Origin of the sequence: Xanthomarina arctica (assembly GCF_014638915.1) — a bacterium.
Lineage (GTDB): Bacteria > Bacteroidota > Bacteroidia > Flavobacteriales > Flavobacteriaceae > Xanthomarina > Xanthomarina arctica.
The window spans coordinates 164039-176565 of record NZ_BMFQ01000002.1; the positions used below are offsets into that span (position 1 = coordinate 164039).

Annotated in this window: 11 protein-coding genes; all 11 read left to right on the plus strand. The window is 34.7% G+C overall.

What is annotated here, in order from left to right; translation table 11 throughout:
• The 11 genes from IEV77_RS07110 (at position 1) to IEV77_RS07160 (ending at position 12518) form a co-directional block, all read left to right on the plus strand.
• Positions 1-3912, plus strand: coding sequence for an efflux RND transporter permease subunit (locus IEV77_RS07110; protein WP_188463287.1), 3912 nt, complete (start codon positions 1-3; stop codon positions 3910-3912).
• 2 nt (positions 3913-3914) lie between these two features.
• Complete coding sequence (locus tag IEV77_RS07115) at positions 3915-5156, plus strand: TolC family protein (RefSeq protein ID WP_188463289.1); 1242 nt, start codon at positions 3915-3917, stop codon at positions 5154-5156.
• Between the two features lie 28 nt (positions 5157-5184).
• A complete protein-coding gene (locus tag IEV77_RS07120) occupies positions 5185-7542 on the plus strand; it encodes a multicopper oxidase domain-containing protein (protein ID WP_188463291.1) in 2358 nt (785 codons plus the stop codon).
• Positions 7543-7579: 37 nt separating this feature from the next.
• Complete coding sequence (locus IEV77_RS07125; protein ID WP_188463293.1) at positions 7580-8209, plus strand: DUF3347 domain-containing protein; 630 nt, start codon at positions 7580-7582, stop codon at positions 8207-8209.
• Between the two features lie 66 nt (positions 8210-8275).
• Positions 8276-8734 carry a heme-binding domain-containing protein gene (locus IEV77_RS07130; RefSeq protein ID WP_188463295.1) on the plus strand — a complete coding sequence of 153 codons (459 nt, stop codon included), beginning with the start codon at positions 8276-8278 and terminating at the stop codon, positions 8732-8734.
• An 83-nt stretch (positions 8735-8817) separates the two neighbouring features.
• Positions 8818-9375, plus strand: coding sequence for a helix-turn-helix domain-containing protein (locus tag IEV77_RS07135; protein WP_188463297.1), 558 nt, complete (start codon positions 8818-8820; stop codon positions 9373-9375).
• Positions 9376-9453: 78 nt separating this feature from the next.
• The gene (locus IEV77_RS07140) at positions 9454-9657 is read left to right on the plus strand and encodes a heavy-metal-associated domain-containing protein (protein ID WP_188463299.1); all 204 of its coding nucleotides are present in this window, start codon (positions 9454-9456) and stop codon (positions 9655-9657) included.
• A 35-nt stretch (positions 9658-9692) separates the two neighbouring features.
• Positions 9693-10157 carry a hypothetical protein gene (locus IEV77_RS07145; protein ID WP_188463300.1) on the plus strand — a complete coding sequence of 155 codons (465 nt, stop codon included), beginning with the start codon at positions 9693-9695 and terminating at the stop codon, positions 10155-10157.
• Between the two features lie 157 nt (positions 10158-10314).
• Positions 10315-10866 (plus strand): AAA family ATPase, encoded by a 552-nt coding sequence (locus tag IEV77_RS07150; RefSeq protein ID WP_188463302.1) that lies wholly within the window; start codon positions 10315-10317, stop codon positions 10864-10866.
• A gap of 1 nt (position 10867) precedes the next feature.
• Positions 10868-11161 (plus strand): phosphoribosylpyrophosphate synthetase, encoded by a 294-nt coding sequence (locus tag IEV77_RS07155; RefSeq protein WP_188463304.1) that lies wholly within the window; start codon positions 10868-10870, stop codon positions 11159-11161.
• Between the two features lies 1 nt (position 11162).
• Positions 11163-12518, plus strand: a complete 1356-nt coding sequence (locus IEV77_RS07160; RefSeq protein ID WP_188463306.1) for an APC family permease — start codon at positions 11163-11165, stop codon at positions 12516-12518.
• Positions 12519-12527: the final 9 nt, after the last annotated feature.

Genomic DNA, 12527 nt, shown 5'->3' on the forward strand with positions numbered 1-12527 from the left:
ATGCTAAATAAAAGCATTAAATTTTTAATAGAGAATAAAATCGTAGCTGTTTTATTACTTGTCCTTTTTGTAGGATGGGGAACTGTAAACGCACCTTTTAATTGGAATACTGGTTTTTTACCAAGTGACCCTGTAGCTGTAGATGCCATACCAGATATTGGTGAAAATCAACAAATTGTATTCACAAAGTGGGATGGTCGTTCGCCACAAGATATCGAAGACCAAATTACTTATCCTTTAACCACTTCTTTACTTGGAATTCCTGGAGTAAAAACCATTCGTAGTTCCTCTATGTTTGGCTTCTCTAGTATTTATATCATTTTTGAAGAGGACATCGAGTTTTATTGGAGCCGAAGTCGGATTTTAGAAAAATTAAATTCACTCCCAAGCGGATTATTACCAGAAGGTGTGAACCCGGCTTTAGGACCAGATGCAACCGGGTTAGGTCAGATTTATTGGTACACTCTAGAAGGAAGAGATAAAGACGGAAACGTTACTGGTGGATGGGATTTACAAGAATTACGAAGCATACAAGATTACTACGTAAAATTTGCCTTATCGTCTGCAAGTGGTGTTTCTGAAGTAGCTTCCATTGGTGGTTATGTTCAGGAATATCAGGTAGATGTGAATCCGGAATTAATGCGCCAATACAATATTGGTTTAAACGAAGTTGTAAAAGCGGTTAAAAGCAGTAATCAAGACATTGGTGCACAAACTTTAGAAATCAATCAAGCAGAATATTTAGTACGTGGTTTAGGATATATAAAATCCGTAGAAGATCTTGAAAATGCAGTAGTAACTTCTAAGGATTTTACAGCTATTAAAATTAAAGACATTGGTAAAGTATCCTTAGGTCCTGCAGCACGACGTGGTTTATTAGATAAAGAAGGCGCAGAAGTTGTTGGTGGTGTTGTAGTTGCTAGATATGGAGCAAATCCTATGGAAGTAATTACAAATGTAAAAGAAAAAATAGCCGAACTAAAAGACGGTTTACCTACTAAAGTTTTGGCCGACGGACGAACATCTCAATTAACAGTTGTTCCTTTTTACGATCGTTCTGAATTAATTGTAGAGACCTTAGACACACTTACCGAAGCATTAACTTTAGAAATATTAATTACCATTTTGGTGATTATTGTAATGGTTTTTAATTTAAGAGCTTCCCTTTTAATTTCTGGCTTGTTGCCGGTTGCTATTTTAATGGTATTTGTGACGATGAAACTATTTAATGTAGATGCAAATATTGTGGCACTTTCTGGTATAGCAATTGCCATTGGCACCATGGTAGATGTGGGCGTTATACTTGCAGAAAATATGATCCGTCATCTTGATGAGGATAAAGTGAAGAGTGAAAAGTTAATAGTGAAAAGTAAAAATGTCCTTCCGACAGAGCAAGGCATGAGCGACGAGCCTGCCTTGCCGTCAGGCAGGGAATCTCATCAACAAAACCTTAATGCAGTTAAAACTGATAAACTTTCAATAAACGAAATTATTTATAACGCTACCGCGGAAGTTTCCGGAGCCATATTAACAGCGGTTTTAACAACCATTATTAGTTTTGTTCCTGTTTTTACGATGGTGGGTGCAGAAGGTAAATTGTTTAGACCTTTGGCTTTTACTAAAACAATGGCATTATCTGCTTCTTTAGTAATTGCTTTGTTTATAATTCCGCCTTTAGCAGCTTTTTTATTCCGTAAAACAACGCTAAAAAATTCATTTAAATACATTGTAAGTGGTGCTTTAATTCTTGCCGGAATTGCAATTGTAATAAGTGGATTTTGGTTAGGTCTTATAGTATTTGCTTTCGGAATTTCGGGCTTATTAGGCATTCTAGGAAAACTAGATAGTAAAAAAGTAAACCTTGTAAATATTATTATTTCTTCTGTAGCTATTGTATTTCTATTAGCTGAATATTGGAGACCTTTAGGTTTTAATCGTAGTATTTTTACCAACTTAATTTTTGTGGCTATTATCTGCTTCGGAATTTTAGGACTATTTTCTATTTTTAGAAAATATTACGGACAAATTTTACAATGGGCTTTAGCGAATAAGATGTTGTTTTTAATGGTTCCAATCACCGTTCTTGTTTCTGGATTTTGGATTATGAAGAACACCGGAAAAGAATTTATGCCTTCATTAAATGAAGGATCTTTTCTACTAATGCCTACTTCTCTTCCGCATTCTGGTGTGGAAGAAAACAAACGTGTGTTACAGCAATTAGATATGGCAGTTGCTACCATTCCTGAAATTGAAACGGTAGTAGGTAAATCCGGTAGAACAGAATCTGCTTTAGATCCTGCTCCTTTAATGATGTACGAAAATATGATTCAGTATAAATCTGAATATATGCGTAATTCCGAAGGAAAAAGACAACGTTATAAAGTAAATGCGGATGGTTTGTTTGAATTGAAAACAAATGTCATTCCGACAGAGCAAGGAACGAGCTACGAGGAATCTTATCAAGAAACTCTTCATGCCGATCAGAATAATAAGTCAAAACGTTTTATTGCCGCAGGAACATCTATAAAAGCGAACCAACTTATCGAAGACAATGATGGTGAATTCTACCGAAACTGGCGACCAGAAATTAAGAATCCAGATGATATTTGGAAAGAAATCATAAAAGTTACCAAGTTACCGGGCGTAACATCTGCTCCCAAATTACAACCTATAGAAACACGCTTAGTCATGCTTCAAACAGGGATGCGTGCACCTATGGGAATTAAAGTAAAAGGGCAAGATTTAAAACAAATTGAAGCTTTTGGATTAGAATTAGAAAGTCTTTTAAAACAAGCGGAAGGTGTTAAAGTAGAAGCTGTTTTTGCCGATAGAATTGTGGGTAAACCGTATTTATTGATTGATATTGATAGAGAAAAAATAGCCCGATATGGAATATCTATAGAAGATGTACAAAGTGTGTTAAAGGTTGCTATTGGTGGAATGGAATTAACCCAAACTGTGGAAGGCCGAGAACGATATGGAGTTCGTGTGCGTTACCCAAGAGAATTACGTGGCAATCCAGAAGACATCAAAGACATTTATATTCCTGTAGAAAAAGGGAGTCCTGTGCCATTAAGTGAATTGGCAACGATTCGTTATGAACAAGGGCCGCAGGTAATAAAAAGTGAAGACACCTTTTTAGTCGGTTATGTATTGTTTGATAAAATAGACGGTTTTGCAGAAGTAGCTGTGGTAGAAAATGCGCAAGCCTTATTTCAGCAGAAAATAGATTCAGGAGAATTAATTGTTCCCAAAGGAATCAGTTATAAGTTCACAGGAACGTATGAGAATCAATTACGTGCAGAAAAAACATTGGCTATTGTAGTTCCTTTGGCGCTGGCTATCATCTTTTTAATCCTGTATTTTCAGTTTAAATCTATAACAACTTCATTAATGGTATTTACCGGAATTGCCGTTGCATTTGCTGGTGGTTTTATTATGATTTGGTTATACGGACAAGATTGGTTCTTCAATTTTAGTTTCTTTGGCGAGAATATGCGGGATCTTTTCAACATGAAAACCATCAATTTAAGTGTGGCTGTTTGGGTTGGTTTTATTGCTTTATTTGGAATAGCAACAGATGATGGTGTTGTAATGGCAACCTATCTTACACAAACTTTTGATCGTGAAAAACCTGCGGATAAAATGAGCATTAGAGCTTCTGCTTTAGAAGCGGCTAAAAAACGTATTCGTCCGTGTTTAATGACAACAGTAACTACCATTTTGGCGTTGTTACCCGTTTTAACATCCACAGGAAAAGGAAGCGATATTATGATTCCGATGGCGATTCCAATTTTTGGAGGTATGGTGATTGATATTACGTCTTACTTTATTGTTCCGGTTTTGTATAGTTGGAGAGAAGAGATGAAACTGAAGAGATTAGAGAGAAAAGAGAATAGACTAAAACAATAATAATGAAAAACTATAATAAATTATACGTATTAAGATCCGTCTTTGTTCTTTGCTCTCTGTTCTTTGTTATTAAAGGAAATTCACAAGAATTGGAAACCCTTATAGATGAAGCTTTAACAAATAATCCGGAGATTCAAAAATTTGATTTACAATATCAGATAGCTTCAGAAAAAGTGAATGAAGTCAATACCTTATCAAATACAGAATTTGGTGTGGGTTATTTTGTAAGCGAACCAGAAACTCGTACAGGAGCACAAAAATTTAAAATAGCAGCTAAACAAATGCTTCCTTGGTTTGGAACCATATCCGCTAGAGAAAACTACGCCACATCAATGGCCGACGCCCAGTATGTTGAAGTAACCATAGCTAAACGTAAGCTTGCCCTTTCTGTATCTCAATTCTATTACTTGCTCTATGAAATTAGGGCAAAGCAGGAAGTGCTCGATGAAAATATAGTGCTTTTAGAGTCCTATGAGCAACTAGCGCTTACGTCCTTGGAAGTTGGTAAGGCATCTGTAGTGGATGTTTTAAGATTACAGATTAGACAAAACGAACTCACTCAGGATAAAGATGTTTTAATTCAGCAAAACGAGGGGATCCAGGCAGCCATGAATAGTTTAATGAACCAAAAGTATGATCAAGCCGTCTCAGTGGTTGCTTTTTTGGAAATCCCAGAAGAAGATCCTTTTTATAGTTATGAGACGTTGACGGTTAATCCAGAATTACTCAAATACGATAAACTCTATGAATCTATTGAACAGTCTGAATTGTTAAACCAAAAAGATAGTAGCCCTATGGTAGGTTTTGGATTGGATTATATCAATGTTGAAAAAAGGCCAGACATGACATTTACTGATAACGGAAAAGATATTGTCATGCCTATGGTAACACTTTCTATTCCTATATTCAATAAAAAGTTTAAGTCTCAAACCATACAAAATCACTTGCGAAAGCAGGAAATACAATCTCAAAAAGAAGAGCGCTTTAATGTGCTTACTTCTGAATTATCGAAAGCTATTTCTCAGCGAAATCAGTCACGGATTAAATTCAATACCCAAGAGAAAAACCTGAGACAAGCTGAAGATGCTGAAGACATCCTCATTCGAAGTTATGAAACGGGAACTATTGATTTTAATGATGTTTTAGATATTCAAGAACTACAATTAAAGTTTCAAATGGGGCAAATAGAATCTGTTAAAACTTATTATACTCAATCAACGATAATTAATTATTTAATAAAATAATAAAGCAACTTTTAATAAACTTTTCAAAATGAAATATTTAAAATTAATATTAATTCTGATTGTAAGTCAACCCATTTTTTCACAATCTGCGGAAGGTAACGTCGATAATTTACCTGTTAGAGAACATACCATTACTTTACGTCAAACAATGATTAATAAAGCAGGGAAAGATGTTATGGGAATGACCGTTAACGGAACAATTCCTGGTCCTACCTTAGAGTTTACAGAAGGAGACTACGCTGTTATTTATGTAAAAAACGAAATGACGGTAGAAACATCTGTCCATTGGCACGGATTATTATTGCCTAATTTTCAAGATGGTGTCCCTTATTTAACTACACCACCAATAATGCCTGGACAAACATATAAATACGAATTCCCTATAAGGCAATCGGGAACCTATTGGTATCATTCGCATACGATGTTGCAAGAACAAAGTGGTGTTTTTGGCTCCATTGTTATCCACCCTAAAATAGAAAACTTGGATTATGATAGAGATTTAGTCTTGATGTTATCTGATTGGACAAATGAAAAACCGATGAGTGTCCTGCGTAATTTAAAGCGAGGTAATGATTGGTATAATATAAAGAAAGGGACAGCAACACCTTTAAATCAGGTAATTGCACAAGGAGCCCTTGGTGCACAATTCAATTTTTGGCGTCAACGCATGGATGGTGTAGATATCGCAGATGTCTATTATCCGGCATTTCTAATTAATGGGGAAGAAAACATTGAATATCCAGAATTTAAACCAGGAGAGAAAGTCCGATTGAGAATCATTGATGGTGGCGCCTCAACGTCATTTTGGATGACTTTTGGAGGTGGAGATCCACTGTTGGTTTCTGCTGACGGTCTTGATGTTGTTCCTGTTAAAAAGAATAAAACTTTTATAGCGATAGCAGAGACTTACGATTTTATAGTAACCATTCCAGAAGAAGGGAAATTAGAATTTAAAATCACAGCACAAGATGGTTCAGGAAGTGCATCTGCTTTTATTGGAAATGGTGAGGTATTACCTGCTATGGATATTCCAAAACCAGATAAGATTGGAATGATGAAAAAAATGGCAAAGATGGATATGAAAATGGGAGCACCTGCTTTAAAATTTAATCCAGGAAAAGATGATCGTTTTAAAATGGAGAAGGAGTACGGAATGCAAATGGACCATATGAAAGGTATGAAAATGGATAAGTCGAAAGACACCATGCAAATGAATCATCCCAACTCTAATGGAATGGATATGCCTAAAGATACCATGATGAATGAAAAGATGGATCATTCCAACCTGCCTGCCGACAAGGTAGGAATGGATATGGCCAAAGATTCAGAGCAGACTTCCGATAAGAAAGACATGGATGGCATGGATATGTTTTCAGAGTATAATTACAACTATTTGAAATCGCCAGAAAAGACTGCTTTTGACAAAAGTATTCCTGTTAAGGAAATATTGTTAAACCTTACCGGAAATATGAGTCGCTATATCTGGAGTATGAATGGTGTGCCGATTTCAGAAACCGATAATATTAAGATAAAAAGTACAGAAGTTACCCGAATCACTTTTAATAACCTGACAATGATGCACCATCCGATGCATTTACATGGCCATTTTTTTAGGGTTATTAATGAAAACGGAGCGTATTCACCCCTTAAACACACCGTTAATGTACCTCCAATGGAAAAAGTTACCATAGAATTTTATGGAAATAATGGTGACGAAGGTGGCGACTGGTTTTTTCATTGTCATATTTTGTATCATATGATGTCTGGTATGGCTAGAGTCATGTCTTATGACACGCCAAGAGATCCAAGAATGGATAAATTTCCAGTTTCTAAAATTATTGATGAAACGAATGAATATTATACTTGGGCAGATGCGAATTTAGCAACAAATATGATTGGATTAAATTTGACATCATCAAACATTCGTAATCAGTTTAATGTATCTGCAGAATATGGATGGAATAAAAATCTTGAAGCAGAAGTTACTTACCAGCGCTATCTGAACGATTATTTTAGTGTTTTTGGAGGTATAAACGTAGAAAATGAAATAGAGGATAGTTTGGATAATCTATCAACCACAGCCATTGTTGGTGTTAGTTTTTTAACTCCTTTTCTCTTTGATCTGAATGTAAGTATGGATAGCAATTTAAGACCTCAAATAAGTATCAGTCGTGAAATATTCATTTTTCCGAGAACAGCCATTTTTGGTAGTTACGAATATCAAGCAGATTTTGGATGGGTAGATAACCTTCCTGCAGGAGACAGTTTTGCAAAGGAAATTGTTTGGAATGTAGGTTTAGAATATCTTTTATCACGAAACTTTTCATTGATAGCAAGCTACGATAATCGCTTTGGAGCAGGTGGAGGACTATCAGTAAAATTCTAAATATGAATAATAATTAATAATACTAAATAATAGAGAAATGAAACATTTAAGAACAGTAACAATTTTATTAGCAGTGGCTTTTGTAGGCCTAACAGTAATATCTTGTAAAGACAGTAAAAAGGAAGATTCGAACGATGCGATGCATTCAAACCTGTCTACCAATGAGGCAGAAATGAATCACGATGAAACTATGGATTCCAACACTATGAATGCATCGAATGATATGATGGATTCTAGCACACAGAATTCCAGTGCCAAACAAGTAGTGTTAGATTATATGGCACTTAAAGATGCTTTAGTAGAAACAAATAAAGATGAAGCTGCACAAGCTGGCAAAAAACTTGAAAGCACATTAAACAGTTTTAATGTAAGCAGTTACACTTCCGAACAACAAAAAGAGTTGAAGGATATTATTGCTGATGCTAAAGAACATGCCGAGCATATTGGCAAAAGCGAAATGGACCACCAACGTGAGCATTTCAAAATATTGAGTAAAGATATTATGGATATGGTTGCAATTACAGGTACAGAAACTACTTTATACCAACAATTTTGCCCAATGTATGATAAAGGTTCTGCTTGGTTAAGTATGGAAAAAGAAGTTAACAACCCATATTATGGTAGTAAAATGCTTCATTGTGGAACAGTACAAAAGGAAATAAATTAATCATAACCTGCAAGGTATTCCCTGCCCTTCAGCAGGGTTCCTTGTAGGTTTTATCAATCCCTTTAAATGAAAAGGATTTTAAAAATCATAGCATTGGTTTTATTTGTAGCTTTTGTGGGCATACAGTTTGTATCCACAAAGCAAAACCAGAGTAACGTAATACCAAAAACCGATTTTTTGTTGGTAAACAATCCGCCAAAAAATATTAAAAAATTATTGCAAGTATCCTGTTATGATTGTCACAGTAACAATACTGAATACCCTTGGTACAATAAAATTCAACCTATCGCTTGGATTTTAGAAGACCATATAAAAGAAGGTAAAGCCGAACTTAATTTTAATGAATGGGATTCCTTTTCCAGTCGAAGAAAGAAAAGTAAATTAAAATCAATTGTCAACCAGATAAAAGATGATGACATGCCATTATTATCGTATAGGTTGGTTCATCAGGATGCCATTTTATCAAAATCTGAAAAAGAATTAGTGATAGGTTATATGAAGCAATTAAAAGACAGTTTAAAATAAAGAACTTATGTGGAAAGGGAATGAATCTTTTCATTGATTGGTTAGTTAAACCCTTCCCAATTTAAGCACCATTAAAATATAATATGAAAACAACCTTATACATAAAAAACATGGTCTGCAACAGATGTAAGTCAACGGTAGCTAGAGAACTTAATGCTTTAGGTTACAATATATATTCACTAGAATTGGGTAAAGTGGTTTTAAATGAAGGCATAAACAAAGAGAATTCTAAATTGGAAGAAATCCTTAAAACACACGGTTTTGAAATCATAAAAGAGGAAACGGAAGTATTGATTGAAGATATTAAGATTGCCATCATAAAAAAAATTGAAATTCAGGATAATGAAAACATCTCATCTTTTCTACCGAAAACCTTCAAAAAATCCTATTCGGCTTTGAGCAAGCTGTTCAGTAAAACTGAAGGTATGACCATTGAAAAATATGAAATCAACTTAAAAATTGAAAAAGTAAAAGAACTGATACAGCTTGGACAGTTGAATTTTTCAGAAATAGCTTACAGTTTAGATTACCATAGTAGTGGCCATTTAGCGAAACAGTTCAAAAATGTAACGGGAATGTCTATGACAGAATTTAAAAATCTGCAAAGATGGGACAGAAAATCCATAGACCGAATTGTGTAAGGATTATCCAAGATTGTACAAATAAAGCTGGGTTAGAAAAATTAACTTTGTGTAATAATCATTTAAAATAAAGAAATAATGACACACACGTATAATTTAAAAGGAATGAGCTGTGGAGGCTGTAAAGCTTCTGTGGAAAAGTATTTGGGTCAGGTAAATAATGTAACTAAGGTGGTTGCAAATGTGCAAAAAGCAGAAGTAGAAATTACAATGAATAGCCACGTTGCTACAGAAACCTTAAAAAAAGCATTGCCGGAAAAATACACTCTTTCGGAAGTGTAAATAAAAAGCAAATTAGAAATCTAAAATTAAATATTATGAGAACATTAGTAATTATTTTATCAGTAGTAGGCTTAATAACATTTAATAGTTGTAAGCAAGAACCTAACGTTCAGGCGGTGCTTGAAAATACAGAAACAAGAAATGAAACCATGAAGGCCATTGCCGATAATTCCAATTTTATGACTGAATTTATGGAGCATATGCAAGGGAATGACCATGCGATGCAAATGATGCAGGGCAATAAAGAAATGAAGAGTCATATGATGATGGGTGAAGGAAATCAGATGATGGTGAAAGAAATGATGGGAAATAAAGAAATGATGCATTCCATGATGAGTGAAATGATGGGAAATGGAGAGATGATGGGAACAATGATGCAAATGATGCATAAAGAAGGAATGATGAACGAAGATTGCATGCAATCCTGTATGAAAATGATGGGAGATAAAGGAATGGATATGAATAATATGATGGATGACAAAAATAACCACAAACATTAAAACTAAGAAATTATGATGTATTTATGGATTTTACCATTTGTAATTCTCGTATTGGTAGTTTGGTATATGAGAAAAGAAAAATAGTATAAATAAAAAGGAATGTAATATTAAGTTCCAGCAATGATCTAAAAGATTGCTCAATTTAGATTAAAATAAAATGAAAAATAACGAAACCATACAAACCAATTGGTATGTGATTACGGGTGGTCCAAGCACAGGAAAGACAACTATGATAAATATGTTGGCAGAACGCGGTTATAAAACCACCATAGAACACGCAAGGCATTATATTGATACAATGCGCGTAGATGGACAAACCGTTGAAGAATTGAGAAGTAATAAACGTGAATTTCAACATGGTGTACTTAAAATGCAGATTGAACAGGAAGCATCCCTAAATCCAAACGATGTTGTATTTCTGGACAGGGCAATCCCTGATGGATTAGCTTATTATCAGTTTTTAGGATTGGAAGTTGACAAAATTTTAAAAGAGGCAATGCGAAAAGTGAATTACAAAATGATTTTCATTTTGGACAAATTGCCATTGGTTAATGATTATGCCCGACTGGAAAGTAAAAACGACCAAAACCAAATACATAATCTTATAACCGAAGTATATGAATCGTTACCGTTTCCAGTAATACACGTACCTGTGTTACCACCATCGGAACGCACGAATTTTATATTGAACAGCATTAAAAACAATTAAAATGGAAAATTACGACACACTTTCGACCACTATGGCGCAATTGCAAAAGAAAGGCTACACCTGTGATTTTAATTTATGTTCGGGACATATAGAATGCAATTCCTTAAAACTAAAATTACATCCAGAAGATTTTGAGGTTGATGAAATGCATCGCTTTGAAGGTATGAGCAGTACCGACGACAATAGTGTGCTTTACGCCATATCTTCCAAAAGAGGAATTAAAGGTTTATTGGTAGATGCCTATGGTGTTTACGCCGAAAACATTTCAGAAGCAATGAGAAAAAAATTAAGATAAAATGAAACCGTTAAACATAAATAATCAAAAGCTTTCATTATTGGGCTCTGTATCATTAGGTACAGGTGTGATGATAGGTGCTGGTATTTTTGTTTTAATGGGGCAGATAGCGGAATTGGTTGGAGATTTATTTCCTATCGTCTTTGTGGCTGGAGCAGTAGTTGTAGCATTTAGTTCGTATTCGTACGTTAAATTTTCAAACGCTTATCCTTCTTCTGGAGGTGTTGCTAAATTTTTGACAAAAGCTTACAAGCCAGGCACTCTTGCTGGTTCATTTTCATTGTTAATGTATGTGTCAATGGTTGTAGCCGAAAGTTTAGTAGCGGGAACTTTTGGTGCCTATGCATTGCGATTATTTCCACAAGAATATGCGGGCTATGCATCTTTATTGGGTGTTGTCCTTATTGGAACAGCCTATATTGTAAATATCTCTGGTAATAGAGTTATTGAAGCAACAGCTACCTATACCGCGATTATTAAGGTTGCAGGTATTGCTTTATTGGCGATTGCTGGCTTGGCTATTTCAGGATTACCTACTATAACGGGTAATTATATGGTTTCCAACAGCCAATCAATACCTGAAGGTTTCGGGTTTATTGCGGCATTGGCATTATCAGTTCTTGCTTTTAAAGGTTTTACAACAATCACTAATCAAGGAGGAGACATTAAAAATCCTCATAAGAATGTAGGACGCTCTATTATTATTTCAATTGCCGTTTGTACAATTATTTATGTTGCCTTGGCTTTAGCTGTTGCTGGTGGATTAAGTATTGAAGAAATTATAGTAGCCAAAGATTATGCATTGGCAGCTGCTGCAAAGCCAATATTTGGCGAATGGGGTTCTACATTAACTATTTTGCTTGCAATGGTAGCAACAGTTTCTGGCGTAATTGCCAGCGTGTATTCTGCCTCAAGAATGTTAGCAATGTTAAGCAATATGAAACAAGTTCCTAGCCTGAATAGAATAAAAAATCTTAAAAACCCTGCGCTAATTGTTACCGTTTCTCTGGCAATACTTTTAACTGTTTTGTTCGATTTGACTCGGATAGCTTCCATTGGCGCAATTTTCTATTTAATTATGGATATTGCTATTCATTGGGGCCTTTTTAGACATCTAAAGAAAGAGGTGAAATTTAATCCAATTATTCCTATAATAGCGATACTAATGGATGTCGTTATTTTATCAGCATTCGTTTATTTCAAATATATAAACGACCCGTTTGTGCTTATAGTTGCAGCAATTGGAATTGTTCTCATTTTTCTTTTTCAATTTATTTTTATGAAATCCCATACTGATAAAGATGGAAATATGCATATGGGAATGGAAAATAAAGAAGAAGAAATAATGAAAATGTAAAAATGAAGA

Excerpts from the sequence above, each read along its gene's own strand:
- IEV77_RS07110 (WP_188463287.1), top strand. The coding sequence starts at position 1 with ATGCTAAATAAAAGCATTAAATTTTTAATAGAGAATAAAATCGTAGCT.
- IEV77_RS07115 (WP_188463289.1), top strand. The coding sequence starts at position 3,915 with ATGAAAAACTATAATAAATTATACGTATTAAGATCCGTCTTTGTTCTT.
- IEV77_RS07120 (WP_188463291.1), top strand. The coding sequence starts at position 5,185 with ATGAAATATTTAAAATTAATATTAATTCTGATTGTAAGTCAACCCATT.
- IEV77_RS07125 (WP_188463293.1), top strand. The coding sequence starts at position 7,580 with ATGAAACATTTAAGAACAGTAACAATTTTATTAGCAGTGGCTTTTGTA.
- IEV77_RS07130 (WP_188463295.1), top strand. The coding sequence starts at position 8,276 with ATGAAAAGGATTTTAAAAATCATAGCATTGGTTTTATTTGTAGCTTTT.
- IEV77_RS07135 (WP_188463297.1), top strand. The coding sequence starts at position 8,818 with ATGAAAACAACCTTATACATAAAAAACATGGTCTGCAACAGATGTAAG.
- IEV77_RS07140 (WP_188463299.1), top strand. The coding sequence starts at position 9,454 with ATGACACACACGTATAATTTAAAAGGAATGAGCTGTGGAGGCTGTAAA.
- IEV77_RS07145 (WP_188463300.1), top strand. The coding sequence starts at position 9,693 with ATGAGAACATTAGTAATTATTTTATCAGTAGTAGGCTTAATAACATTT.
- IEV77_RS07150 (WP_188463302.1), top strand. The coding sequence starts at position 10,315 with ATGAAAAATAACGAAACCATACAAACCAATTGGTATGTGATTACGGGT.
- IEV77_RS07155 (WP_188463304.1), top strand. The coding sequence starts at position 10,868 with ATGGAAAATTACGACACACTTTCGACCACTATGGCGCAATTGCAAAAG.
- IEV77_RS07160 (WP_188463306.1), top strand. The coding sequence starts at position 11,163 with ATGAAACCGTTAAACATAAATAATCAAAAGCTTTCATTATTGGGCTCT.